Below are 26,386 nucleotides of genomic sequence, written 5' to 3'. Positions count from 1 at the left end.
GCCAGCTTAAACACCCAACTCGGCACGAATCGCATCGGCAATCGCATCGGCATTGCGCTTCATGGCTTCTTCGTTTTCGGCCTCAATCATTACGCGTGCCAGCGGCTCTGTGCCGGAATAGCGAATCACTACGCGTCCAGAGTCCTGCAGCTCTTCTTCGGCTGCTTTAATTTTTGCGGCGACGGAAGCAATCGACTCCAGCGGCTTCTTCTCGCGCACTTTTACATTCACAATTACCTGCGGGAAGGTCTTCAGGTCTGCGGTCAGTTCGTCGATGCTTTTGCCGCTGCGTGCAATCAGGTCTAGCACCACAAGAGATGTAAGCAATCCATCGCCGGTTGTTGCAAGATGCGGAAAGAGAATGTGCCCTGATTGCTCGCCGCCCAGGGCTGCATCGTTCTTCTGCATCATTTCGAGAACGTAGCGGTCGCCTACCGGGGCGCGCAGCATCTTGATATCCGAACGCTTCAATGCTGCTTCGAGGCCCATGTTGGACATGGTGGTTGCGACAACAATATCGCCAGTAAGTAGTCCGCGCGACTTCAAATCGCGGCCTGTCACTAGCAGGATGGAATCGCCATTCACCACAGTTCCACGCGGCCCTGCCAGCATGCAGCGGTCCGCATCGCCATCCAACGTTAGCCCAATATCTGCGCCGCGCTCTTTTACTTGTGCCGCAACCCACTGCGGATGTAGCGCGCCAATGCCTTCATTGATGTTTCGTCCATTTGGCTGAATGTTTTCAAGCGCAACATTGCCGCCAAGATGTGCGAAGAGTTCTGGAGCAACCGCTGCTGCTGCGCCATTTGCGCAGTCGGCTACGATTTTTAATCCGTTGAGATTTAATCCGGGGACGCACTGCAGCAAAAATTCGATGTAGTCATGCTTGAGCGCGGCGTTGTCTTCAACAGGGGGCAGGGAAGCAACATCAGGGACGGCAACGGAACCGACACGCTCCAGAATCTCTTCTTCTATGCCAAGCTCAACCGTGTCCGGAAGTTTGAATCCATCGCCGCCGAAGAGCTTGATGCCGTTATCGCGCCACGGATTATGCGAAGCGGAAATCACCGCGCCTGCATCGAAGCCATGCTTGCGCGCCAGCAATGCAATCGCCGGCGTTGGCACTACGCCCGCGCTCTCGATTGTGACGCCGGCTTCGCGTAATCCGGCGGAAATTGTTGCCGCAATCCATGGGCTTGACTCGCGTGTATCGCGTCCAAGAATCACGCGCGGTGCTGCCGTCTTCTTTGCAAGCGAGTGGCCCAATGCCAACCCCGTTGCGTAGATTGTGCGTGCGTCGAGTGGCGCTTCTCCGGCAACGGCGCGGATGCCGTCCGTTCCGAATAATTTTCGTGCGTTGGTTGCGCTCATTTTCTCCGTCTCTTGTTGTGCGTTGCTGCTTCCGTCGATTCCACGCGGCTTGTAAATGTGCCGTCGTTCAGATGTGTTGTCACTGTGTCTCCCGCAGCTAACTGGCTTGCTGAGCGTACCAGCTTTCCTTCAGCATTCATTACCAGGGCGTATCCGCGTTCCAGCACGGCCATTGGCGAAAGGGAATTGAGTCGAGCCGTCAACTTATCCAGTCGAGCGTGCTTGCTGTCTACACTGCGTTCCAGCGCGCGCTCCAATCGCGTAAAGCCCGCAACCAGTCTGTGTCTTGTGAGTCCAAGCTGCTGGCGTGGGTCGTGCCGAATTACCGTTGCCGACAGACTATCTACGTGCCGGGCATTTTCGCGAGTCTGCTTGCGCAGTGCGTCTTCCGTGCGCAGCGCTGCATCATCCACCCGCTGCGCAAGCCTGTGCAGCAGCATCGTAATGCGGGCTTCCATGCTGCTTGTCGAAATTCGCGTCATGCGCTGGCGGGATTGCAGTAGCTGAAACTGCGCTCCGCGAATCAAGCGGTGGTCAAGGCGCGCCATTCGCTCTGCGATGCTGAATTGTGCTTCGGTAATCAGCTCGGCTGCTGCGGAAGGCGTTGGGGCTCGCAGGTCGGCTACGAAGTCTGCGATTGTGAAGTCTGTTTCGTGGCCTACGGCGGAGACTACTGGAATCTTCGATGCTGCAATGGCTCGCGCAACGCGTTCGCTGTTGAATGCGGCCATGTCTTCCAGCGAACCGCCACCGCGGGCTACTACGATTACATCTGCGAGGCGTGCTTCATTCAGGCTCGCAATGGCATTTGCAATTTCGTTTTCGGCGGAGTCGCCCTGAACGGTGACGGAGAAGAGCAGCACATTCAGCCCGGAGTGCCTGCGCCCGGCTACGTTGAGGAAGTCGCGAATTACCGCGCCTGTTGGCGAGGTGACGATGCCTACAGTGCGGGGAAATGCAGGCAGCGGGCGCTTGCGGTCTGTTTCAAACAGGCCTTCTGCGCGAAGCTTGTTGCGCAACTGTTCAAAGGCTAGCTGCAACGAGCCGGTTCCAACAGGCTCCAGCGTCTCTGCTACGAGCTGCATCTGGCCGCGCTGGTCATAGATGCTGACGCGGCCGCGTGCCAGGACGTGCATTCCATCTTCGGGGCGGAAGCGCAGCAGCGTTGCCTGCCTGCGGAAGAGAACTACGGGTAGCTGCGCGTCAGCGTCCTTTAGCGTGAAGTAGAGATGGCCGGAGGGGGCGGGGCGGAGGTTGGAGATTTCACCTTCTACCCACACGTCTGCGAACTCGCGCTCTACCAGTTCGCGGGCGCGCTCCACCAGTTCATGCACAGGCCAGATGCGGCGTTTGAGCGGTGCATCTGCGGGCGCGTCCTGGGGAGGTTCCGGCGGGGGAATGGGCTCTTCTGCTCCGAAAAGCAGGCCCATCTGAGCCGGTTCCTGTTCGCGGCGAGTCATCTTCTTGAGTGTAATTGGCGGGGTTGCGCAGGTTGTGTGCAACGCCGTGTGTATGCGCACAGTGGGGTGCTTCCCCAGGTTGTTTGTTTTGTGTTGGTTGCGGGGGATTGCACAGGGACTGTGCAGAATCTTTATTCCGGAACTGTGCAAAGGCAGGGGATAGGGTATGGGATTTAGGGTACAGGGGATTGTGCCTGCCATTGACGGCATTGGGTTCTCCTTTCTTTGTGGGATAGCTGGAAATGGGGGAACTCGCGGTATGAGTATCCCCGGTCTCCAACTGCAGAGGCCGAGGCCTCCGTGGATTTGTGGCGGATTTGTTGCGAAAAATAAAACGGCCCGATTCCTTGGGAATCGGGCCGTTTTCTGCTGCTGATTCTATTGTGGCAGGTTTTGCGTAATTGAGCGCAAACTGTTTGAAGATTTTTGTGTTGATGATAAAGGAGTTAGAAAATACTTTTCGGGTTGGGGCTTGACAAGAGATTTCCACAGCCGCCCGGACGGCTCTATGGGAGGGCCTGCTTCAGGTGCATGAACAGCAGGGCATTCAGAACCACCGAGATAATGAGCAGGCCGAAAATCAGTGCTGCGACCAGGTTGAACTTGTTGCCCAGGTTGCGCAGGTCTTCGAGAAGCTCCTGCTGTTCCAGCGTGTTGCGGTCGGTGGCTTCCTTGACCATCTCAAGCTGGTCTTCCACTCGCTTGAGGCTGGTGTTTTGCTCGGACACTGTGCTGCGCAGGTCGTGGTGCATCAACTGCATCTCGGTCATGTGCGACTCAAGCGGAGCCAGGTTTACCTGCTGCGGAACATGCGGCTTGGGGGCAAGCAGGTTGCTGACGGCTGCGAGCACATTGCCATCCAGCAGCGGCAAGAGCTTTTGCACCAGCGGCAACGCCTGCTTCATGGAGTTCAGCGCGCGCTGGGCCTTTGAGACATCTTCCGGAGCATCGTCCTGCGCTGCAACCAATGCCCGCGCGGGTGGGTTGCCCCGGCCAATCTCTCTGCCTCTACCGCTTCCCGCGCCAGCCGGAAGGGGAGAGCCTGCGGGCAAGGATGAGTTCAGGGGAGAACTGATGGGGGTGCTGTCGTCAGGAGAAGCGGTCACTGTCAGTCCGCTGCGGCTGCGCCGTGCGGGTGCTGCCTCGTTAATCGGGGATACGCTGGCCGCTGCGCGCTCATTGCGTACAACCTCGGCCTTTACGCCTTCGATATCCAACGGATCATTCTGCTCAAACTTGTCTGTAGGGATCAGACTCATGGCATGGCTCCGTGTATGAGATGCGTTCGTTTCCATCCACTATATAGCGAATTGGACGCTTATGAAGCTGTGATTTACTCCGTGGTTCCTGTGGCGATATCCGCCTCGGTAACTTCTGCCGCATGCTCGCTTTCTTCGGCTACACCGCGCAGGTTTACATGCTGGAACTGCGCCCAGATGAGTCCAACCGGAACAATGCCGAGAAACGTAACCAGCAGCAAGGTAGCGGCGCTTGCCGTGGAGGCCTCAATGGAGGCATTCAGGAAGTTATGAATGGCAGCGGCTACGATGCCGATTTGCGTGAACCATCCGACTACGGGCAACTGCAGGGCACTGGCTCCGCCGCTTATAACCATCAGCAGAACACCTTTGCCGGGCGTCATGGCGGCCAACTCGGGGCTCTTTACAAAGGCCAGCATGGTGAGCAGATACGAGCCTGCAATTAGCAGCCACATCACCACGGAAAGCGAAATCAGGGCCGCAAAATCAGAGAACGAGCGGATGGTGTCCAAGCCTGTGCGGAAGGTTCGGATTTTGTCTCCGACTGCGGCTGCCATTTTTTTCGAGACAACGCCCAGTGCGTGTTCGATGAGGGAGGCGAGAACATTTCCAGAAAGGCGCAAGCCTACGAGGAACAGGGCTCCGGCGATGGTTGCGGCCAATCCCCAATAGCCTGCCTTGCGTACAAGCTCCGGGTGCACCAGCGAGGAGTTGGGTGAAAACACAATCACGGCAGAGAAGATCAGCGCCATTGCGCCTGCATCGGAAAGCCGCTCCACGATGTATACGGCAATCTGCGAGCTGACGGGTGTATCTGTCTTCTTGGCGACCAGATATGGCCGGACCAGGTCAGCCACGCGCCCAATCAGCGCCACGGCGGTAAAGCCAATTACTTGCGTGCCGAGCAAGGAGAAGAGGCCTACACGCCGGTTGTGGCGCATGAGCAGCGCCCAGCGGATGGAACGAATGATGTATCCGGCGTAAATGCACGCCAGCGCCCAGCCAATCCTGCTCCAGTCAGCCTGCGCAAGCTGCGCGCGAAACGTTCCAAAATCAAATTGAGTCTTATGCCACGCCCATATGCCCAGAACGACTAGCAACGCAGCCACAACAAGGCTCAGAATCAGTTGGTTCTTTTTCAAGCTATCTCCTGCCGGAATCTATCTTCAGTTTTCAGCCTAACAGGGCCGGTAAACTCTTTCTTCTAATGGCTATTTCGATGCGAAAAAATCCTAGGCGCAAACAAAAGAAAAGGCCCGGTTTTGCACCACCCCGCAGCGCAAAAACCGAGCCTGTGAACTTTTTATAGTTATTTAATTTCCTGTGGAGGCTGCCGATACCAGGCTGAGGCGGTTGCTGAGCGTGAACAGCAGCGTGGAGCCCGGTTCCAGCGTTGCCTGCGGATGGTCGAGCATCAGGTGAGCCGTTACAAGCGTTGCACCCACCAGTCCGCCAGCCAGAGCGCCCACGGGGCCGCCAAGCACGGCTCCGGCTACTACGCCGGTACCCACGCCACCTGCATATTCCACGCCGTCGCGCTTGTACCGTGTGCCTGCTTCAATGGTTCCTTCGCGGTCTACGCGCATGCGCGTGTTTTCCGCGCTCGCCAGCCGCGCCACCAGCATGTACTGCTGCCCATTCGGCAGAATCACCGTTTCCGGACGCAGGCGCAGCGTTCCGTGGCCTGCAAAGTGACCGCCGGAGGCATCCACCACCTTGCCCACAATCTCTGAGCCTGCAGGAATCAGCACCTGGCCGTCTTGCATTACGTCGGAATCCACGCGACCACGGAAGCTGTCGCCCTTGATGCTGCGGGTGGAAGAAAGCTCTGTCAGCAGGCGTACGCGAAGCTGCGTACCTTCCTCCAGCGTTCCCGGAGGCAGGGCCGCGGGATGCACGATGTCACCGTCCGGGTCATATCCAGATGCACGCGTTTGAAGCACGGGCTGCGGCGAGGGAGGAGCTACCTGCACGGTGCCGTTATCCTGCCCATTGTCCGGGGCAGGCGAGGGATACGCTACGGCATTCTGCGGGGCCTGTGCGGCTTGCGTGGCGGGCATTCCGGCATTCGGGTCCGCTCCGTTCACGATGGGATTGTTCGCGTCCGCCTGCGGCGTGGGCGCGGCCATAGGCTTGCCGGGCGCGGGCTTCGGCTTCATCTGTGCCGGCGGAGCCACTGTAATCACGTCATCGACGGGAGGGTTAGACTGCCCCTGGTACTGGTCCTGCTGATCGTTCTGCGCCGGCTGGGCAGGCTGCTGCGCCCGTGCCGTTACGGTCAGCGCAGCCATCGTGCATCCCAGCAAAACGGTTCTCCGCATCTCAAAACTCATTGCCAATTCCTCCGCATCCACGGCGGACCAATGCCGCCCAAGCTCTTCTTTGATCTAGTTGGACCCCGCTTCCGCAGCCCGGTTGTGGTGGCAAAAGCGCGGGAATCCAGAAATCTAACTCACCAAATTGAGCTTAGCCCTGTGTAAATCCCTGCGCGTGGAATCCTGCGTGCGAAGTTCCCTCTGTGGCAAGAATCATCCTTGTCACCCCGCGGACTGGTTCTATGCGGACTGGCGCCATGCGGTCACAAAGCAGTGATCTCTGCCACATCAAGCTGTAAAGCTCGGTTTGTTAGAATGCCCGTGGAAACATTTACTGAATTCAACTGAAATCATCTTGGGGATAGTGAATAATGGCGCGCGGACCAGAGCTTCTGACGACGATTCAGAGTCTTGCCGGTAACTCCGTGCCTGTTGACCGCCGTCCCAAACTGAATGACCGGCTGCTGCATCGCATTGCGAGGACTGATATGACTGAGATTGCTGCTATTCGTGCACGCGAAGTGCTTGATTCCCGCGGAAACCCTACCGTTGAAGCTGACGTTATCCTCGAATCCGGCGCGCTGGGCCGCGCCATTGTTCCCTCCGGCGCCTCGACGGGCGAGCATGAGGCTGTCGAACTTCGCGACGGCGACAAGAGCGTTTACGGCGGTAAGGGCGTTCTGCAGGCCGTGGACAATGTGGAGAGCGTGATTGCTCCTGAGCTTGAGGGCATGGACGCCGCCAACCAGCGCCTCATCGACCAGACAATGATTGCGCTCGACGGCACGCCGAACAAGGGCAAGCTGGGCGCGAATGCAATTCTGGCTGTTTCGCTGGCTTCGGCCCGCGCTGTTGCGCAGACGCTTGAGATTCCGCTCTACCGTTATCTTGGCGGCGTGAATGCTGCCATCCTGCCCACGCCGATGCTCAACGTGATGAACGGCGGCGCGCATGCCGATTCCAACGTGGACTTCCAGGAGTTCATGGTGATGCCCGTCGGCGCGGAACGCTTCAGCGATGCGCTGCGCTGGTCGGCGGAGACCTTCCACGCGCTCAAGGCGGTGCTCAAGAAGAAGGGCTACAACACGGCTGTTGGGGATGAAGGCGGCTTTGCTCCTTCGCTCAAGTCGAATGACGAGGCTGTTGAGCTGATTCTTGAGGCGATTGAGGCCGCAGGTTACAAGCCCGGCGAGCAGATCAGCATCGCTCTCGACCCCGCCGCCAGCGAGTTCTACGACAAGGAAAAGAACAAGTACGTTTTCAAGAAGGGCGACAAGAGCGAGTACACCAGCGAGCAGCTTGTGGACTTCTGGGCCAACTGGGCGCGGCAGTACCCCATCGTTTCGCTGGAAGACGGCCTTGCGGAAGACGACTGGGCCGGCTGGCGTGTGTTGACGGAAAAGCTTGGCAACCGCATCCAGCTTGTCGGCGACGATATCTTCGTGACGAACGTGCAGCGCCTGCAGCGCGGCATTGAAGAGGGTGTGGGTAACTCGATTCTCATCAAGGTCAACCAGATTGGTACGCTGACGGAAACGCTGGACGCTATCACGCTCGCCAGCCGCTACGGCTACACGTCGGTCATGAGCCACCGCTCGGGTGAAACGGAAGATACGTTCATTGCTGACTTGGCTGTGGCTACGGGGGTGGGCCAGATTAAGACTGGCTCCGCGAGCCGTACTGATCGCATCGCTAAGTACAACCAGCTTCTTCGCATTGAGGAAGAGCTGGGATCGGGGGCTGAATTCCTCGGCATCGAAAGCCTCAACTACAACGGCTAGCATTGCATGCAGCCACTGCGCGCTCCGCGCGCCATCCGTGCTGCAACTAACTCCGTGCCATCCATACCCTGCGGCAGAAAAAGCCGCAGGGCATTGCACAAATGCTGGGTGCCCCAGGTCTCCTTCTTTTGGAGACTTGGGATATCCATACTGCCAGTTTTCCCATCTCTGGTCCGCCACAAAAAATAGCCGTGTCATCCTGAGCGAAGCCGTTTTCAGGCGGAGTGAAGGATCTGCGGTTGCGTTCGTCGCCATCAACTGCAATTTTTTGCTAAAGCTACATGCCAATCTCCATATAAAGAAATTGACGTTTATAATTTCCCACCCTAGTATTTATTCAAATGAAGATTCATTAACTAATTGTTTTCAATTGGCAGATTAGTCTCGCCTGCGAGTACTGCCGCGCATTTCCATGTTCGGGGAGAGTTTTTGCTATGGCTTCCAATCAGGAAATCGATCAGTTGTCCGATGAACTATGCCCAGATTGCAGCAGCGGTTTTGCACAAGACAAGGTAGGACAAGGTTTCCGGCGCCATCTTGAGAAGCTGCCGAAACGTGATCGCCAAACCCGAGCAATCCTTCTGGACGCGCATGGAAATCCGACCCTATGCGGCGGAACAAACGATAGTTGGGGCAAGGGAAATCGTAGCTTGTAGGCGAGGAATCACACAATGCAATGTCGAAAGTGTGGTGTCGATATTCCTGCTGATTCAAAGCGCACTCTTTGTCCAGCGTGTTTCCAGGTTCAAGAGAGCAAAACCCTTTTGGGATGTCTACTGTTAGCTCTAGGCATGATCGGCTTCGTTTTTCTTCCAACCATCCTGATTGCATCCTTTGGTTTTTCAAAGGGGATGTTCTACTCCTTCCTGAGTTGCATCCCGATAGGTATTGGGATTGCTATTTGGTTCGGTAATCAAGGGTCGAAGATAGACCCTAAAGTTGCGGCATATGGGCCACTAAGTCCACACATGATTTGTCCGCATTGCCAGACCCAGGGAACCGTCCGAAAGAAAGCAATTCGGAGAGACGCTGGAATTTCTGGCAAGAAAGCAACAGCGGCTGCGTTGACAGGTGGAGTTTCACTACTGGCCACTGGACTATCAAGAAAAGAGTGGGTAACGCGAGCGCACTGTGATAACTGCGGTTCAACTTGGAAATTCTGAATTGGTGACACGCAAGCAGGTTGATAGCAGCAAGGGAGACTCGCAAAGGAGATGGCAAAGCGCACAGTGGAGAAAATTGAATACGAAGTAAGCTCCGGCAACGTATTTGCTGATCTCGGCTTTCCCGATGCTGAAGAGCTCCTGATTAAATCTGGCCTCGCCATTGAAATCACTCTAGCGATGCGCCGTCTTGGTCTCACGCAGCAGCAGGCTGCTAAACAGATGGGGATTTCACAAGCTAAAGTTTCTGGTATTATCCGCGGCGACTTTACCAACCTTTCCGAGACTAAGTTAATGGAGTGTCTCAACAAACTTGGCTACGACATCGAAATCAAGGTGCATCCGGCAAAGAAACCAGTCGGCAGTCGCACACTTGCAGTCGCATAATCTCCGCAACTCACGCCCTGTGAGCCGCAGCACCGCACCAACCCTACCCACCATTTATCCTGACACTGCAACCAAGTTCGATTTAGGAGCACTCTGTCGTGTCCAAGCGTCCTCTCGTTCTTACCATCCTTGACGGATGGGGCTATCGTGCTGAAACCGCTAACAATGCTATTGCGCTGGCTCGCAAGCCTACTTACGACAAGCTTCTGCGTGAGTTTCCAAATACGCTGATTCGCGCTTCGGAGCATTTTGTCGGGCTGCCGGATGGGCAGATGGGCAACTCGGAGGTTGGCCACTTGAACATCGGCGCGGGGCGCGTGGTGCGCATGGATATTACGCGCATTGATGCGCTGATTGCCGATGACGAGTTCAAGAACAATCCTGCTATTGTGGATGCCCTCAAGCGCGCGCGGGAGAATAATCGCCAGCTTCATCTCTTTGGTCTGCTGTCAGACGGCGGGGTGCACTCGCATCAGAATCATTTGTATGCTTTGCTGCGTGCGGCGCGTGAGGCCAAGCTGGAGCGTGTTTACGTCCATGCTTTCATGGATGGGCGCGATACTCTGCCTACGTCCGGTGCGGGCTACATCGAGGCGCTGCAGCAGAAGTTTCGCGAGTATGGCGTGGGCAAGCTGGCTTCGGTGAGCGGACGTTACTACGCTATGGACCGTGACAAACGCTGGGAGCGCGAGCGCAAGGCTTTTGACGCGATGGTTACGGGCAAGGCGGAGGGCGGCTCGACGGCTGATCCGGTTGCCAAGGTCAAGGAGAGCTACAACAACGGCGTTACGGACGAGTTTCTTATTCCGTTTGTGGTGACGGATGCCGCGGGCAAGGCTGTTACGCAGATTCGCGATGAGGATGTTTGCATCAACTTCAACTATCGCGCCGACCGTGCGCGGCAGATTACTCGCGTTCTTGCCCGCGAATCCGGCCTGAACAAGCAGGGTGGCCGCAACCTGGATGCGTGGGAGTCGCTGGATGAGATTATTCCTCGCAGTGAGATTCCGAAGAATCTGCACTACGTTTGCATGACGCAGTATGACAAGCTCTATTCGCTGCCGCTGGTGATTCTGCCTGAGTCGATGGACAACATCCTCGCGAACATTCTCTCGGCGCATAACCTGCGCAACCTGCGCGTTGCGGAGACGGAGAAGTTTGCGCACGTTACCTACTTTTTCAATGGTGGGATTGAAACTCCATTTCCTGGGGAAGAGCGCATTTTGCAGCCGTCGCTGAAAGTTGCTACCTACGACCTTGCCCCGGAGATGAAGGCGGAAGCTATTGGCGACACGATTGTGAAGGCGGTGAACGATACTGCGTTTGACCTGATTGTGGCGAACTTTGCGAATGCCGATATGGTGGGCCACAGCGGCAAGCTGGAGCCGACTATCAAGGCCTGCGAGGCTGTGGACGCACAGTTGGGCCGCATCTATGACGCGGTGCGGAAGCGCAACGGAAACTGGCTCATCACCGCCGACCACGGCAACGCCGAGCTGATGGTGGACCCCGCAACCGGTGGCCCGCACACAGCGCACACCACCAACCCGGTGCCGTTTATTTATGTGGGGGAAAACTCTGAGCACTTCCGCCTGCGTCCCGACGGAGCCCTCCGCGACATCTCGCCCACGCTTCTCAGCCTGCTCGACCTCGGCTTGCCGAAGGAGATGACCGGGGGCGATCTTCGCGTTCCGGTTCAAAAGTAGCTCCGCAAAAATAAATCCCGAACCTGTGGATAACTTTTGCGCTCATTTAACCCCTTTTGTGCCACACTATCTTCAGTAAAGAAAGCGGCCCGATTCCACCATGGAATCGGGCCGTTGGCTTTCCGGCAGGAACCTACCCCCCCCCCTCCCCCCCGAAACTCCTGAAAAATAGCATGTTAAACTTAATAAAATCAATTATTTAATCGAAATAAATCACACCTGAAAGCACCTCATTTCTGCACATATCTCGGTGCAACCGGCTGAAAATGGTGTCGAAGGCGCAATCGCCTGGACGGCAAGTCCCCTGATACACTCCACATTGGTCAGGAGGCAGCTTGCCAGGGATTGCAACTGTAGCAGTCATCGGAGCCGGAACCATGGGCTCAGGAATCGCCCATGTCTTTGCCCGCTCGGACTTCCGCGTCCTGCTCTGCGACGTGGCGCAACCGGCGCTCGACCGTGCGCTTCCATCCATCCGTGCCAGTCTCGGCAAGGAAGCCGCCAAGGGCAAACTGCCCGAATCCGAAATCGAGCCGATACTTGCCCGCATCACGGCTACAATCGACCGTGACGCGCTCGCCGAAGCCGACTTTGCCATAGAAGCCGCAACTGAGCAGTACGACTTGAAAGCTGAGATTTTTCGTTCGCTCGACGCAATCCTGCCTGCAACTGCAATCCTCGCCACTAATACCTCATCCATCTCAATAACGAAGCTGGCCGCACTCACCAAACGCCCCGAGCAGGTCATCGGCATGCACTTCTTCAACCCGGTTCCGGTGATGGCGCTGGTGGAGGTGATTCGTGGCATGGCTACAAGCGACGCAGCCTTTATTGCCGTCCGCGACCTCGCTGTAAAACTGGGCAAAACGCCAGTAGAGGTGAACGACGCGCCCGGCTTCGTCTCCAACCGCGTCCTGATGCCGCTCATCAACGAGGCCGCTTATGCAGTCATGGAAGGCGTAGCCACACCGGAAGCCGTAGACGAGGTGTTCAAGCTGGGCATGGCGCATCCGATGGGGCCGTTGACGCTGGCGGATTTTATTGGGCTGGATGTTTGCGTAGACATTTTGAGGGTATTGCAGGAAGGCCACGGCGACCCCAAGTTTCGGCCTTGCCCGCTGCTGGTGCGGATGGTGGATGCGGGATGGCTGGGCCGCAAATCCGGCCGTGGCTTCTACATCTACAACAAGTAGCCGCCAAAACGGAACCATTCCGCTATGCACAGCGTATCTCTCTGCAAGCGCGCATGGGCGAATTGTGCTTTGGCGCGTCTCACCGTTATGCAGAGTTTCGCTGACACGCTCGGGCAGGTCTATCGCGCGATTATGGCGAATAAGCTGCGCTCATTTCTCACCATGTTTGGGATTGCTTGGGGAGTGGGGTCGCTGCTGGTGCTGGTGGGGCTGGGCGAGGGGTTTCGTTCGGGGCAACATAAAAACCTGGCGCGGATTGGAAACAACCTCGTAATTATGTGGAACGGCACAATTCCCGCCGTGGCGAACCAGCATACGGGGATGCGGCCTTATCAACTGACAGTGCGCGATGCGGACGCGATTCAGAAACTGCCGGAGGTGCATGCGCTGACGGTGGAACTTTACCGCTCGGACCTGTACGAGGTGAGCCAGTGGAGCAACATCTCGGGCAGCGTGGTGGGAACGGACCCAAATTATCCGACGGTGCGGTTTATTCCGATGGGGCAGGGGCGGTTTCTTAACCAGTCGGATTTGGACGAGCGGCGGCGCGTGGCGGTGCTGGGATGGAAGGCGGCACGGCAGTTGTTTCCGGGGCGTCCGCTGCTGGGCGAGTCCATCACGATTAACGGCACGGAGTTCCATGTGATTGGGACGGTGGAGAGCGTGGCGCGTGGGAACAACGATTCGGACGACCAGAGGATTTTTGTTCCGGTGACGACGATGCTGGAGATGTATCCGGTAAAGGGTGACAACATTGCGAAGGATGCGCTGACGAACATTGAGTATCAGCCGGTGAAGCAGGGGGATGCGACGGCAGCGAAGGCGGCGGTGCATCGCGTGATTGCGGCGAACCATGGATTTGATGCGTCGATGGAGGACGCTTTTGGCGAGTTCGACATGATTCGCGAAGAGAAGATGGTGGGCGCGATTTTTACGGCGATGGATGTCTTTCTGGGTGGTGTGGGACTGGTAACGCTGGCGCTTGGTGCAGTGGGGATTGTGAACATCATGCTGGTCTCTGTGACAGAGCGGACGCGGGAGATTGGACTCCGAAAAGCGATTGGTGCGACGCAGCGGAGTATCCTGACGCAGTTCTTCTGGGAAGGGCTGCTGTTGACGGGCGTTAGTGGAATGATTGGGATTGTGGGTTCGGCGCTGTTTATGGGAGCGCTGCAGGCGCTGCTGAAGGGGCTGAATGGTTTTGACCCTCCGCGGCTTGTTCCGTGGAGTGCGGCGATGGCGATGGGCGCGCTGGTGTTGTGCGGGGTTGTGGCGGGTCTTTATCCGGCGAGCAAGGCGGCGAAGATGGATCCGATTGAGGCGCTGCGGTGGGATTGATAAGGCAGCTTCTAGCCGCTAGCTTCTAGCCGCTAGCTTCTAGCTGCCAGCTTGTTTGCTCAGTAGAAATGCGAGTGGGATTTGCTTTAGCTAAAGGCTAGAGGCTAGGAGCTAGAAGCTGATGTTGAAGGACATTCTGGGGCAGGCCTGGGAGGCGATGGTTTATAATCGGCGGCGCACGGCTATCACCATGGTTGGGATGGCCTGGGGGATTGCTACGGTTGTGCTGCTGCTGGCTTATGGCGCGGGGTTTGAGCGGGCATTTGAAGCGATTTTTGCGCAGTGGGGCACGCAGATTATTGGAGTTTTTCCGGGGAAGACGAGCGAGCAAGCCGGTGGCGATAAGGCTGGCGTGAAGGTGCAGTTTACGTTGGACGATGTGGACCGGCTGAGTAGTTCTGTGCCGGGGCTCAATCACATTACGCCGGTGGTTTGGAAAGATGTGACGGTGCGGAACGATTTGCATTCGTATACGTGGAGCGTGAATGGTGTTCGCGCGACGATGCAGGATATTCAGAACATCACGATTGAGCAGGGAAGGTTTTTCAACGGGCAGGAAGATCAGCAGCGGGCGCATGTTTGCGTAATTGGGTCGGAGGCGAAGACGAAGCTGTTTTCCGGCGCGTGGGCTGTGGGCGAGACGATTCGGCTGAATGGCGTGCTGTTTACGATTGTGGGCGTGATGACGCCGAAGATGCAGGAGGGCGGCGCGAATAACGACGTCAACCGGCAGATTTATATTCCGTTCAGCACAATGAGCGACCTTGCAGATACAACGTATCTGAGCGGGATGTGGTTTAACTACTCGGGCGACTATCAACTGGTGGAGCAGAATACACGGACGGCGCTGGCCGCGGCGCATCACTTCCGGGCTTCGGATCACAACGCTGTCTTTGTGGCGAACCTGATGACGCAGTTGCACCAGTTTACGATTTTGTCGATTGCGCTGCAGGTGTTGCTGAGCATGGTGGGCGCACTGACACTGGGGATTGCGGGCATTGGGTTGATGAACATTATGCTGGTGGCCGTGCAGCAGCGGACGCGCGAGATTGGCGTGGAGAAGGCATTGGGGGCGCAGCGGTGGCATATCCTGACGCAGTTTGTGAGCGAGGCGCTGGTGATTACGGGGCTTGGCGGCGCGGGCGGGATTGGGCTGGCATATCTGATTTCCGCGTTGGTGGGGCGGATTCCGTTTTATAGCGAGCTTGCGCTGCACGCGGAGGATGCGGATATCCGGCTGCTGATTTCGCCGACGAGTGTGGTGGTGGCTACGGGAATTTTGATTGTGACGGGGCTGGTGAGCGGGATGATTCCGGCGATACGGGCGGCGAATCTGGACCCGATTGAGGCGTTGAGATATGAGTGAGGGACCAGGGACATAGGGACTAGGAATCAAGCTTTAAAGATGGGCTGCCGTGTATCGCTCGGCAGCCCATCTTTATTGTTTCACTTCATGTTTTTCTAGTCCCTATGCCCTTAGTCCCTGTTTTTTACACTGGTGGCAATGCGTCTACTACTGGGACTCCTGCGGGAGGCGTGAAGTGGAAGGCGGATTCGGGGATGGCGGCGTTGGGGGCTTCGTCCGCGAATAGGAAGCGGGTGGTGGCGCCGTCAGCTTCGTCGATTTCGATGGCTGAGATGGAGCCTTCGGCTGTGACTGTCAGCGATAGCTTTGGGATGCGCTTCTCCTGACCTTTTGGCTGGCCGGAGATGGTGAAGTGGCCGTTAGGCGCGGGGGTGACGGTCAGGTTGGTCAGTTCCTTTTCAAGCTGCGTGTGGCCCAGCAGGAAGCGCAGGGGAGAGCGCAGGTCGTCGAGCTTTTTGGCTTCGAGACGCTGCACCTGGGCGTCGCCGCGGGTATAGAACCACGCGTATTTGCCATCGAGGAGGAAGAGCTTGCCGGCGGGAGAGGTGTAGTCCCAGCGCATGCGGCCTGGCTTGAGAAGCAGGAGCGTGCCGCTCTCGCTGCGCTTCATACCGAGGCCTTCATAGGTCTCGGTGAACTGCGCTTTGAGGGTGTGGAGCTGGTTGTAGTGCTTGTCTACACGCTGAGCGATGGAGTGCACGTCAGGCTGCTGTGCGTGGAGGCTTGGAGAGAAGAGCGCGGCTGCCAAGAGGCAGCCGCGTGTGATGCGTACGATTCGATTCATTGCGATATTTATTGGCCCAGGGACTGCGTGCAGTTGGTTCCGCCGGTGGGGTCGAACTTGATGAGGCCGGACTCGTCACTGCAGAAGGTGCGGTTGCCGGTTTTGCCAACGGTGATGGGCTGCGCGGTGATGGTGAAGCCGGTTACGCGGTCGTTGCCGTTGTTCGAGTTCTTGACGCAGTTGGAGATGGTGAACTGGTAGCCGGACTTGATGCCGGAGCTGAGGTCGGGCGGCAGGATTTCCGCATTGGTGGCCGATGGCGGACCGGAGTGCGGGTCGCCGCCGAGTGCGCCAAGCGTGCAGGAGTAGCCGCTGACGGGGTACTGCATGGAGAACTGCGTCTGCGCCTGCGAGATGGTCTGGATGGACTTGATGGCCGAGGTTTCATTGGCCAGGCGCACGTAGTTGAGATACGACGGAATGGCGATGAGCATAAGCACCGTGATGATGGCCATCACGATGAGGAGTTCCATCAGCGTAAAGCCGTTGGCGCGGCTGATTTGGCTCTGCTGCCGGCGGCTGAAAAAGGATGTGCGCTTCATTGAGATTTTTTTGTCCTCTGCGGGGCTGGATGGGGCCCGTTCGTCCCCAATCCTACAACTTTATAGACGTGTGAGGGAAATGTTGCGCTCGGAAACAGGGGCAGGCGGGACAGGGGGGGAATGGATGTGGGAGGGCGGCTACAATTCGATAGTGTCTTGTTAAAGCCGGGAGTGGGTGTATGTTTTCATCGAAGTGCATGCGTGATGCGGTATTTGTGCTGGTTGCTTTTTTTGCTGTGGTAGCTAATACGGGGTTTGCGAGGGCGCAGGCTACGCAGAGCACGGTTCATGTGGATGCCCATGCGACGGCTACTCCGTTTCCGCATTTCTGGGAAGAGATGTTTGGCTCCGGCAGGGCGATTCTTTCGCTGCGGGAGAGCTATCGCAGCGACTTGCGCGCGGTGAAGCAGGTTACCAATCTGCAGTATGTTCGTTTTCACGCCATTCTGCATGACGAACTGGGTGTTTACAACGAGGACGAGCACGGGAACGCGGTCTACAACTTCAATTACGTGGACCAGGTGTATGACGGACTGCTGCAGAACGGGGTCCGGCCGGTGGTGGAGATCAGCTTTATGCCTAAGAAGCTGGCCTTCAATCCGGATGCGCTTCATCCTTTCTGGTACAAGCAGAATGTTTCTCCGCCGAAGAGCATGGAGAAGTGGGATGACCTGATGGTGCATTTTGTGCGGCACCTGGTGGACCGCTACGGGATTGATGAGGTTTCCAAGTGGTACTTCGAGGTTTGGAACGAGCCTAATATTGATTTCTGGGGTGGTATTCCGCGTGACGAATCCTACTTTGACCTGTATGCGCATACGGCGCGGGATGTGAAGTCGGTGAGCTCGCGGCTGCGTGTGGGAGGCCCGGCTACGGCGGCTGCGGCGTGGATTCCGGAGTTTCTGCAGTATGCGCATGACAACCATGTTCCGGTGGATTTTGTTTCCACGCATGGATATGCGGATGAGCCGGTGAAGCGGCTGCTGGGCACGGATGAGGTGATTGCGCCGGAGGACCGCGTGGGCGCGGTGGTGGCAAAGGTACGGCGGCAGATTGATGCGTCGCCTACGCCACATTTGCCGCTGTTGTGGACGGAGTGGAATGTGTATCCGGTGAAGGATGCGCGGGAGACTCCGTATGTGGGGCCGGCGGTTGCGACGGCTATTCGCGAGTGCGACGGGTTGGCGGATTATCTGTCCTTCTGGACTTTCTCCGAGGTGTTTGAAGAGGGTGGGCCGGCGACCGCGCCGTTTCAGAACTTCGGCATCCGGGCGATGGGTGGGATTAACAAGCCTGCCTTCTATGATTACGCGCTGCTGCATCAGCTAGGCGACAAGCGGCTTGCGAATCCGGCGAAGGATGCGCTGGTGACTACGGCGGCGGATGGATCTCTGGCGATTGCTCTCTGGAACCTGGTAGACCCAGAGGCGAAAGGGCATGACAAGGAGATGACGGTTTCCTTCAGCGGCGTGAAGCCGGATGCGAAGGTGTCTGTGCAGGTGGTGGATGACACGCATGGCAACGTGATGCCGTTTTACCGGAAGATGGGGAGTCCGGTGAGTCCGACAGCGGCACAGGTTGAGGAATTGAACCGGGATACCGCACTGGGCGCGCCGAAAGAGACGCAGCTACGGAATGGGGAACTGCACCTGACACTGACGCCGAATGCGTTGGTGTTGATTAAGGTTGGGTAGGGAATTTGGTGCTATCGGGAGAGGAATGGTGCGCCCGGAAGGATTCGAACCTCCGGCCTACTGATTCGTAGTCTCACCTTGGCGCGAACATAAGCGACATAGAATCAGAGCTTATTTTATAAATAGACAAAAATCTTTGACATACACCGTCACCGTGCTGACAATAGAGACTGTGAGAGACACTCAATCGCCAACTTTTTGCGACACAGGAGCGACACAGCATGAGCAGGTTGACTGACAAGGCACTGAAAGACCTCAAGCGGAATCCGCCCGCAGAGGGCAACGTGATTCTGTGGGACAGCGAGCTTCGCGGATTCGGCGCGCGCATCACTGCGGGCGGCGTTCTGTCATTCGTGCTTGAGTACAAGGCACGGGTCAAGACCGCTGACGGCTCGCTAGTCGAGGGCGCAAAGCGGCGCTACACCATCGGGCAGCATCCCGCGCTGTCACTCGACAAGGCACGTAGCGAAGCTCTCAAGCTGTGTGACGGAATCCGCAACGGCGTTGACCCGTTAGAGGTCAAGGCCGCGATGCGGAAAGCTCCCACGGTGGATGAGCTTTGTACTGCATACCTTGGCAGCGCGCGATTCCGTAAGAAGCGGGAAAGCTCAAAGCGGGATGACCGTTCGATGGTTGAGAAAATCATCCTGCCCGCGCTCGGCAAGCGCCGCGTTCTTGAGGTCACGCGCAAGCACGTCGAAGATTTGCACGGCAAGATGGAGCGGACGCCGTACAGGGCTAACCGCGTGCTTGCGCTGCTCTCTACGATTTTCTCTTACGCCATCAGCGAGGGCGTCGCGTCTGAGAATCCCACCAAGGGCGTCGCGCGTTACTACGAAGCGAAGCGCGAAGCATGGTTGACAGTGGAGCAGATGCGGAACCTTGACGCGGCCTTGAATGAGTACGGCGAGAGCAATGCAGACGGGGCGAACCTCTTGCGGTTGCTCATCCTCACGGGCGCGCGCGTTGGCGAAGTGTTGGCCGCCGAGTGGAGTGAGTTTGACTTGCAGCGCGGCGTATGGACCAAGCCGAGCGCGCACACAAAGCAGAAGCGCACGGCGAGCTTCCCTTTGAATGACGCGGCGCTCGCACTGCTCAAGAGCATGAGGCCCAATGGCGCAACGGGGCCGTTGTTTCACGGTACACAGCGCAAGGTCACAGGAAAGCGGGGCCAGGTCACGGGCGGCGAAGCGCGCAAGTCGTATGACCGTCCTTGGTTGCAGGTCTGCGTCCTTGCGGGGCTTGCAGAGAAGCAAGAGGTTCCGAGCCTGTGGGCAAAAGGGAAGCGGGCAGGGCAGCCGCGCATAGACAAGAAAACGGGCAAGCCCATCATGCTTACGCGCTGGCGGCCCACTGTGCGCGTCCACGACCTGCGCCATTCCTATGCGAGCTTTCTTGTGTCGAACGGCGTACCGCTACAAGTGGTGGGCAGTCTGCTAGGCCACACACAGGCCGCCACAACACAGCGTTATGCACACGCGCACGATGACGCGCGGCGCGCGGCAACTAACAAGATTGCAGACATCTTGCCGTTTGCAAAGGTGGGCTGACATGGTGAACGGTAGAGCGGCGGCCCTCAAGCATTTTGTCAACTTTGACGTTGAGCGCAAGACAAGCTATGCGGACATCGTGCGCCGCGCTATCGCCGTTCGATGCGCTTGCGGGCAAGCTATGGGATGGGGCGAGCGTGAGAGCATCGGGGCCGCGCTGGACGCTGCGGGCTTCGTCTTGTTGGACAACCTAGAGGCCAGCGGCAAGGTCAAGCTGCGGACGTGGAACCAACACAGCGGCGCGCGGGGCGAGGCCATCCACACATGGACGGCGGCGCTCGCCTGTGAAGGTACAGCAAAGCGCGGTGGCGTGTGCCTGAACGACATACGCCGCGCAGCAGTGCGGCGCTTGTCGCGCGCTGGCAGCAACTACCGGAAGGCGCAGCACAACGGAGGTGGGCAATGAAGCCGATGCACAGGTCGCTGAAACAGTTTGCACACCATGAAGCAGGCCACGCTGTAATCGCCTGCGCGTATGGCTTTGTCTTAAAGGAGGTAACTATTGTTGCTTCCGAAACGGAGGGCTATGGCGGGTATATGGATGTCATCGGCGGTTCATCGAAGAATAAACCCCGCATCATCGCAGCACGTATGGTCTACACCCTTGCGGGTGGCATCGCGCAAGCACGCTATGCCCACCGCAGCATTGACACGTTGGGAGGGGGGCATGTCGATATGCAGGGTTTTAGCCTTGACTTATATCACCTGCGCACACTCACAGGCGGCGAGAACAGCCTTATGCCTTCAGAGCAACACTTTACGGCTTTCAAGCGGGTGACCCGGCTGGCTGTCGCACAATACTGGCCTGCCATTCAGGGCTTCGCCGCCGTGTTAATCGAGCGGAAGACAATCGGAGGCGCTGAGGCCGAGGCCATCATCGACAGCTTGATCTTTGATGCAGACTGCGAGGGGCCTCCGGTGCTCGATGAAGTCATCTCTTGCCGCGCAGAGGTAGCCGCGTAGAGGCGCTAGGACGTACCAGACGGCCCACCCAAGGCCCACCAGAGACGCGGCGGCCTCTCTACGGGGCTGCAAATGGCAGGAATGGGCATCTTGGAGACACTGCGGAGACACAGAACGGTGATGCGGGGAGAAAACTAAGGAATTTGTCGCATAAAATTGTTTTGAATCAATCATTTACTTGGAATACACAAAGACGCGGCGGCCAGATACACATTCAGTTGGCCGCCGCTCATTGTCATTCGATGCCACTCACTGCCGAGTCACTCAGGGCCTAGCAAGCGGGTCTCGGCTGTCTCCGCGTCGATGGTGGGCACGTCATCGAAGACAGGCCGTCCGTTACCGTCTGACTCGGTGAATTGAATGTTGATAAGCGGGCGCTCGCCTGTGTGCTCATCCTCTGTGATGCCAAGGTGGAATGACACACCAGCCTTGCCCTCAGTCAACTCGGAGAGCAGACGCGCGGCCTGCACGTCACCGCTGACAGATGAGCGGATGAGCGATGCCGCCACGCACTGCCCCCATGATGACGTGATGGGCAGGCCGAGGCCCTTGCATATAGTGCCCGGTGCTCGCAAGGCAAGCTGCTCCCGCAATGAGCGAGAGACGAGGCGCAAGTCGTTCGCGGCACGGCCCGTTGGGTTGCCACTTTGCCCCGGCTTAAATGCGTGAGGATTCGGGGCTCCCTTTTGGAACGCTGTACGCGGCGTTGTGCGTTTGCGCTTCACAATCTCGATTGGATTCTTGTTTGTGCGCTTTCCCATTTGTCGCTCCATAGCTGCGGATTCACTTCTTGCGCGTCTGCTTTGCCATCTGCTTGCGCATCGCCTTCGGCACGAAGACCACGCGGGGCCTCATCTTTGCGGGGCGTGGCAGAGTAACTCGGTTTGACCATGCCATCAGCGGGCCCTCCTTTTCTTCCGCACCTTCGGCTTATAGAAAAACGCGATGCAAAGCGCGCGGTGCTCACCGCCCACAGGTGGATTCTGGCGCGAGACTTGCGCGCGCATCGCCAGCGGGTCAGGGCAGGCACAAAACGAGACATTGATGGGGCCTTGCCAACCCCAGAGCTTCGCTTGCAACGCGCCGAAGACATAGCCGAACGCTTGCCATTGTATGAACGGTATGAGGCCAGCTTCCCAACGCTCACGCATAAGTTTGAGTGTGCGCAGCATCGCTTGGCGTTGTTCTTTCCTCGCGCGTTGTCCCGCTGCAATGCGTGCGCTGCGCTCACTTTTACTCAACTTCTTTTGCATCTTCCCTCCTTCTGGGTAGCACCCGCTCGTAGTCACGGGGCGCGTACCGCGTAAGTATCCGCTCGGCAACGGTTGCAAACTGCTTCATCTTTGCCGGGTCGATTAAGTTAGAGCACCACAGCTCGTCGAGGACGCAGCGGGCGATGACGAATCTCAGTGGCGGTGCAACGCGCTTTTCCATCGATAACCTCAAAGTGAGGGAATCAAGTCGAGCGGACTAGACTCAACTTGATTCCCGCACGGGTTGCACAGCACGACGGAACAGGAGCGAAACGTCTGCTGTGCGTGATTGCGGCGCGACGCCAATCTCGCCGCAATTTCAATCTTTGACGTGGAGCACGGTGGCGGCCAAGCTCCCGTGCTCCACGATCGCCAACGGCCTTGGAAGCGCTGGCAATGTTTCGCCGAGGCAACGCTGACTGAACCTCGGCGGCTGCTCGCTGTGCCAGAAAGGAGGTAAGAACACAGCGAGTCAACGTCAAACTCAGTCTGCCGAAGGTTCGCCTTCACTCGACGGCAAATATGCGGGTGGTGGAGGCGCTGACTGTGCCAGCCGCTCTTCAAGTGATTGAAGTTGGAGCCGTGCGCGGGCAGCGGCCAAGAGGTTTGTTTTTGCATCCTCCGCCAATTGCATGATTTTTGCCGCAGCATCGTCTTCGTTCCGCACCAAACCGGGCTTGCCATCGAAGCCTACCGTCTGGACTGCGGAACCATTCGCCACGGCCCGCATGTCAGCGAATATCTGCGCGACTGCCTCGTCGAACTTGGCAACCGACTTCCGCGACTGCTCGATGATGGCTTCGAGATTCAAGAGGCTCTTGGTGCGCGTTGCAGCGGCCTTCGGAAGAGCGGTTGCCGTGCGGAATCGCGCGACCTCTTCGAGCAAATTTTTAGCGAGCGCTTCGAGCCTGTCGGCCTCAAGAGATTCAACGGATACGGTGGGCATAGTGACTAACCTTTCTGGCCGTGGCGACGGCGGTTGAAAGTGTTGATTGCTCGCAGCGAGTCGAGTGAGTTAATCTTCGCCGCTATGTTGATCGGCGTCTTGTCGGCGGGGCCTTCGAGATAGTTGGAGCCGCGCCCGTTGGCTTTGAGTGCGATTCCTAAGCGCCCAGGCGGAATGTCACGCGGCCCCGGAACGATTCCGTAAGCGTTGTACTGGTCGGCGCGAACGCCTGCCCGCTCGGCGGAAAAATTACCCATACTGTTCTCAATCGGAAGTTCGTCATCATCATCGGCTGTACCTGCGGCAGCGGCAGCGGCAGCGCGGCGTTTGCGGCAGCATGTGCACTGGCATAAGCCTGCGGAATCCACGTTCGGGTTCATATTTTCGTCGAGTGGTCCATCGTCGAGGTCGGAATCGCTCGCGCCAACAGGCGCATGACGATTGCGTTCGTGGCCTACACGACTTCCCGGTTCATTCAAGCCCGCTTCAAAAGCCTCATCTCGCGAACGCAAGCGGCAGGCTCGCAATTTCTTGTCACAAGCGGGGGCGGGCACATAGTCGCGGAGGGAATCCTCGGTTTTGCGTGAACCAGCGTAAGGGCCTATTCGAGTCGTTAACATCTCTACCTCGATTCCTTTGGGTTGCGGGTGCGTTGATGTTTCGGGCGAGAGTTGAATCGTCTCTCCCACTCGTTGACTGCCGCATCTGCAAACTTCGCAGACATCGCGGCCAGGTCTGCGGAAAAATGTCCGTCTTCGTCGGGACGAAGGGGCAACTGGCGGCCCATCAGCATCGCGCCGAGCACGCCGCTTGCGAAACTCATCCATACCTGCTCGCGTGTCGTCATTGCGTAAGCCCCATCTGGGCCGCTGTCACAACCAAAGGCTGTGACAAATGGCAGGGTTGTGACATGGGTTGTGACAAGCCCCGGACCCGCATAAACACCGGTGATTTCTCATTTTCTGTCACAATGTCACAACATAAATTACATATAAGCACTACACGCGCACGCACGCACACACGCAACTGCCTCAGAAACGGGTTGTGACGCGTGACATTGTGACAGGCTTTATCAGGCATATTTACCCACCTTCCGCTGCGGGCGCTGCTTCGCATACAGGGCCGCGATTTCCTTCGGCTCCATGTTGTCTACATTCGCCGCGCGCAGCGCGCCGCCCACCCACCAGATGCGCTCACGGCCAAGTGGCGCGGGCAGTCGAATCAACTTCCCGCTGTTCAACTTCGGCAGTCGTGCATCTGCGAGGTAGCCACCAAGCCGCTGCGCTGTGCAGCGCGTATCAGGGATTCTCGACTTCAAAAGGTGCAGCAAGTCGTGCGCCGTCGCAACCGTCCATTGCTCCGCACGCAGGTTCGCGCCGTCGCGCTCCAGTACCGCTGCGGGGTCTTCGGCAAGCTCGTGCGCCCATTGCTGTTCATCGCTGCGGGTTGCTTGAATCATGTCTTCGCGCGCGGCAGTCTGCGGAGCATCCGCGCCCGGCTGGTAGTCAGATAACGAAAGCTCTTGTAGCGCATACAGCAACGCGCCCAGACCGCCGCTCTTGCGCCAGCGGTCAAGCTCCGCGTATTCGGCGGGTACCATCTTTTCGCCTGTGCCTTCTATGACCATGTAGCGCCGCGCCTCAGCGGTCAAATGCAGCGCGGTTGCGTGGTTGCTCGTGAGGTAGAAGCTGCAAACATTCGGCAGCCACAGAGTTGGTTGAAACTTCTCGTTAATGGGCAACGGCGAGTCACTGACAAGCGGCTTCAACGTATCTGCGAATGTTCGCGCGTCACGCATGGAGTCGCCGCACAGTTCACTGCCCATGATGAATGTCTTGCCTTTTAGCCAGTCATTGAAAACCGCCGCAAGCTGTGCTTGTCCGATGACGGCAAAGTTAGAAGCGCCGTGCAGCGCGCCGAGAATACGGCCTAGCTCACTCTTGCCCGTGCCCTGCGCCGTGGACCATAACAAAACGGCCCAGTTGGACCGCCTGCCCGGATACTGGAGCGGGTACGCGGCCCACCTCAGCACATGGCCGCGCTCGTCTGCATTTGGGACGAGACGCTCAAGGAGCCTGTCGAATGGCTCCGTGCTGCCCTTGCGCGCCACGATGCCACTGGGCAGCCAAAGGTTAAGCTGTGCGCCCACTATAAGCGGCTCGCCGGGCGCGTAGGTCTCACGGCGCACGGTTGCGCGCGCGGGCCACTCAACCCACTCCCGCGCCGTCGATACTTCGCGCGGCTTGTCCGCGCCCGGTACAGCTTTCAAGTGCTTGCGGTTGGCAAAGACTTCACGCACGAAGGCATCCGTGCGCAAGCGGCGCGGCTTCGGGTCCGCCGCTGTCGGCAAGAGCACAACACCGGGCGGGTCTTCCACGAAGACCGCTTCAGAATTTATCTGGAGCAGCGCCCGGCAAGAGTCGAGTACGGGCGTCGCGTCTTCCAGTTTCTTGAGCGCGTCGCGCGCGGCATCTCCGAAACCGAGCCCCGCCGCGTAATCGTCAACGCCTTGCCTTGCGCCGTCCGCCTTTGCGGGCAGTAGCAGCAGGCGCACAGTAGCGCCCTCACTTTTGAGCGCGTCCGCAAGCCGCAGCAAGGCAGGCATCAGGTCTTCGCGCACGATGTCAGAGTCAAAACATATAGTCACGTCGCGCCCGCGCCATGCGAACGCTTGCAGCGAGGGAATCAGCTTTTGCAGATGGGCCTTCGAGCCAAACGACCACACGCCGCCCAGTCCAATCGCGGTAAGCCCCAGTTTGCACAGCATGGCCGCTTTTTTCTCACCTTCTGTAATCCAGAGTGGCGAGAGCGGGTCCGCTTCGACCTTGCCCCACTCGACACCGGGCAGCGCCGCGAAGTATGCCTCAACTGGAGAGCCTGCGGGCTGCGCGTACTTGGCGGCCACTTGCGTGTGCCCGCGCAGAAACCCGCTCGCAATCGTGCGCTCTGTCTCGCGGTAGCGAAAGCGGAACATGGGCAGCGGCTTGCCGCTGGTGCTGGAGTACGGCAACAGGTAGCCGTCCCGTGACAGGTTCAACGGTGCGCCGCTCTTCTTGTCACGGCGCTGCGGCAGCCCTAGTGACTCCCATTCCTCATCCGCGAGCGCCTTAAAACCTAGCGCCTTTACGTCTGCGGCTGTAAGGCCGCTCTTGGCGCAGTCTTCTAGCATCCATGCGCGCGCGTCCTTCGCCGCCCGCGTCTGTGCCCGATTCGGCTTGCGCGGCGTGCGGCGCTTGTCTTTCGGTTTGGCTTTTGTCTTCCCGTTTATCATTGGCCGCCCGTGTGAGTGACTGTGTGGGGTGGCGCACCAGCGCC

24 protein-coding genes are annotated in these 26,386 nt (G+C 58.1%); 10 read left to right on the top strand and 14 right to left on the bottom strand.

All coding sequences use genetic code 11. From position 1 onward, the window contains the following. Positions 1–6: 6 nt before the first annotated feature. From glmM to AC5S3R_RS15200, 5 genes are all read right to left on the bottom strand, one after another. A complete protein-coding gene (glmM, locus tag AC5S3R_RS15220; protein ID WP_494267955.1) occupies positions 7–1,371 on the bottom strand; it encodes a phosphoglucosamine mutase in 1,365 nt (454 codons plus the stop codon). Then, a complete protein-coding gene (xseA, locus tag AC5S3R_RS15215; RefSeq protein ID WP_494267954.1) occupies positions 1,368–2,801 on the bottom strand; it encodes an exodeoxyribonuclease VII large subunit in 1,434 nt (477 codons plus the stop codon). The genes glmM and xseA overlap by 4 nt, the downstream gene beginning before the upstream one ends. A 536-nt stretch (positions 2,802–3,337) precedes the next feature. Further along, complete coding sequence (locus AC5S3R_RS15210) at positions 3,338–4,090, bottom strand: hypothetical protein (protein WP_494267953.1); 753 nt, start codon at positions 4,088–4,090, stop codon at positions 3,338–3,340. Between the two features lie 74 nt (positions 4,091–4,164). Then, entirely contained in the window at positions 4,165–5,232 is a 1,068-nt protein-coding gene (locus AC5S3R_RS15205; RefSeq protein WP_494267952.1) for a lysylphosphatidylglycerol synthase transmembrane domain-containing protein, read from the bottom strand. Between the two features lie 171 nt (positions 5,233–5,403). Further along, on the bottom strand, positions 5,404–6,423 hold the full coding sequence (locus tag AC5S3R_RS15200) for a hypothetical protein (protein ID WP_494267951.1): 1,020 nt from the start codon (positions 6,421–6,423) through the stop codon (positions 5,404–5,406). A 353-nt stretch (positions 6,424–6,776) separates the two neighbouring features. Between AC5S3R_RS15200 and eno the strand changes: the two genes are divergently transcribed. From eno to AC5S3R_RS15170, 6 genes are all read left to right on the top strand, one after another. Beyond that, on the top strand, positions 6,777–8,186 hold the full coding sequence (gene eno, locus AC5S3R_RS15195) for a phosphopyruvate hydratase (protein ID WP_494267950.1): 1,410 nt from the start codon (positions 6,777–6,779) through the stop codon (positions 8,184–8,186). 1,214 nt (positions 8,187–9,400) lie between these two features. Then, on the top strand, positions 9,401–9,736 hold the full coding sequence (locus tag AC5S3R_RS15190) for a helix-turn-helix domain-containing protein (protein ID WP_494267949.1): 336 nt from the start codon (positions 9,401–9,403) through the stop codon (positions 9,734–9,736). Positions 9,737–9,834: 98 nt separating this feature from the next. Beyond that, a complete protein-coding gene (gpmI, locus tag AC5S3R_RS15185; RefSeq protein ID WP_494267948.1) occupies positions 9,835–11,442 on the top strand; it encodes a 2,3-bisphosphoglycerate-independent phosphoglycerate mutase in 1,608 nt (535 codons plus the stop codon). 335 nt (positions 11,443–11,777) lie between these two features. Beyond that, entirely contained in the window at positions 11,778–12,635 is an 858-nt protein-coding gene (locus tag AC5S3R_RS15180; RefSeq protein WP_494267946.1) for a 3-hydroxybutyryl-CoA dehydrogenase, read from the top strand. 24 nt (positions 12,636–12,659) lie between these two features. Next, positions 12,660–13,973, top strand: a complete 1,314-nt coding sequence (locus AC5S3R_RS15175; protein WP_494267945.1) for an ABC transporter permease — start codon at positions 12,660–12,662, stop codon at positions 13,971–13,973. Positions 13,974–14,094: 121 nt separating this feature from the next. Next, a complete protein-coding gene (locus tag AC5S3R_RS15170; protein ID WP_494267944.1) occupies positions 14,095–15,339 on the top strand; it encodes an ABC transporter permease in 1,245 nt (414 codons plus the stop codon). A 124-nt stretch (positions 15,340–15,463) separates the two neighbouring features. Here the strand turns inward: AC5S3R_RS15170 and AC5S3R_RS15165 are convergent, their stop codons facing one another. Beyond that, the gene (locus tag AC5S3R_RS15165; protein ID WP_494267943.1) at positions 15,464–16,123 is read right to left on the bottom strand and encodes a LolA family protein; all 660 of its coding nucleotides are present in this window, start codon (positions 16,121–16,123) and stop codon (positions 15,464–15,466) included. Positions 16,124–16,131: 8 nt separating this feature from the next. Next, positions 16,132–16,665 (bottom strand): type IV pilin protein, encoded by a 534-nt coding sequence (locus AC5S3R_RS15160; RefSeq protein WP_494267942.1) that lies wholly within the window; start codon positions 16,663–16,665, stop codon positions 16,132–16,134. 179 nt (positions 16,666–16,844) lie between these two features. Here AC5S3R_RS15160 and AC5S3R_RS15155 point away from each other — a divergent pair, with 179 nt between their 5' ends. From AC5S3R_RS15155 to AC5S3R_RS15140, 4 genes are all read left to right on the top strand, one after another. Then, positions 16,845–18,359 (top strand): GH39 family glycosyl hydrolase, encoded by a 1,515-nt coding sequence (locus AC5S3R_RS15155; protein ID WP_494267941.1) that lies wholly within the window; start codon positions 16,845–16,847, stop codon positions 18,357–18,359. Positions 18,360–18,580: 221 nt separating this feature from the next. Continuing rightward, positions 18,581–19,909, top strand: coding sequence for a tyrosine-type recombinase/integrase (locus tag AC5S3R_RS15150; protein WP_494267940.1), 1,329 nt, complete (start codon positions 18,581–18,583; stop codon positions 19,907–19,909). Between the two features lies 1 nt (position 19,910). Next, entirely contained in the window at positions 19,911–20,315 is a 405-nt protein-coding gene (locus AC5S3R_RS15145) for a hypothetical protein (protein ID WP_494267939.1), read from the top strand. After that, complete coding sequence (locus tag AC5S3R_RS15140) at positions 20,312–20,872, top strand: hypothetical protein (RefSeq protein WP_494267938.1); 561 nt, start codon at positions 20,312–20,314, stop codon at positions 20,870–20,872. Before AC5S3R_RS15145 ends, AC5S3R_RS15140 begins: the two co-directional genes overlap by 4 nt. Before the next feature lie 260 nt (positions 20,873–21,132). On the opposite strand, the gene AC5S3R_RS15135 is transcribed toward AC5S3R_RS15140, so the two are convergent. From AC5S3R_RS15135 to AC5S3R_RS15105, 7 genes are all read right to left on the bottom strand, one after another. After that, complete coding sequence (locus AC5S3R_RS15135) at positions 21,133–21,633, bottom strand: DUF5681 domain-containing protein (RefSeq protein WP_494267937.1); 501 nt, start codon at positions 21,631–21,633, stop codon at positions 21,133–21,135. Positions 21,634–21,768: 135 nt separating this feature from the next. Further along, positions 21,769–22,125, bottom strand: coding sequence for a hypothetical protein (locus tag AC5S3R_RS15130; RefSeq protein WP_494267936.1), 357 nt, complete (start codon positions 22,123–22,125; stop codon positions 21,769–21,771). After that, the gene (locus AC5S3R_RS15125; protein WP_494267935.1) at positions 22,106–22,306 is read right to left on the bottom strand and encodes a hypothetical protein; all 201 of its coding nucleotides are present in this window, start codon (positions 22,304–22,306) and stop codon (positions 22,106–22,108) included. Before AC5S3R_RS15125 ends, AC5S3R_RS15130 begins: the two co-directional genes overlap by 20 nt. 303 nt (positions 22,307–22,609) lie before the next feature. Then, a complete protein-coding gene (locus AC5S3R_RS15120) occupies positions 22,610–23,071 on the bottom strand; it encodes a hypothetical protein (RefSeq protein ID WP_494267934.1) in 462 nt (153 codons plus the stop codon). Between the two features lie 5 nt (positions 23,072–23,076). Next, positions 23,077–23,691, bottom strand: a complete 615-nt coding sequence (locus tag AC5S3R_RS15115; protein ID WP_494267933.1) for a hypothetical protein — start codon at positions 23,689–23,691, stop codon at positions 23,077–23,079. Between the two features lie 2 nt (positions 23,692–23,693). Then, a complete protein-coding gene (locus tag AC5S3R_RS15110; protein WP_494267932.1) occupies positions 23,694–23,894 on the bottom strand; it encodes a hypothetical protein in 201 nt (66 codons plus the stop codon). Positions 23,895–24,143: 249 nt separating this feature from the next. Further along, the gene (locus tag AC5S3R_RS15105) at positions 24,144–26,342 is read right to left on the bottom strand and encodes a DUF3854 domain-containing protein (protein WP_494267931.1); all 2,199 of its coding nucleotides are present in this window, start codon (positions 26,340–26,342) and stop codon (positions 24,144–24,146) included. Positions 26,343–26,386: the final 44 nt, after the last annotated feature.

Source organism: Occallatibacter sp. FHG110214_02, from assembly GCF_059115385.1.
The sequence above is the reverse complement of the archived record's forward strand: the minus strand, read 5'-3'. Positions and strand labels throughout refer to the sequence as shown.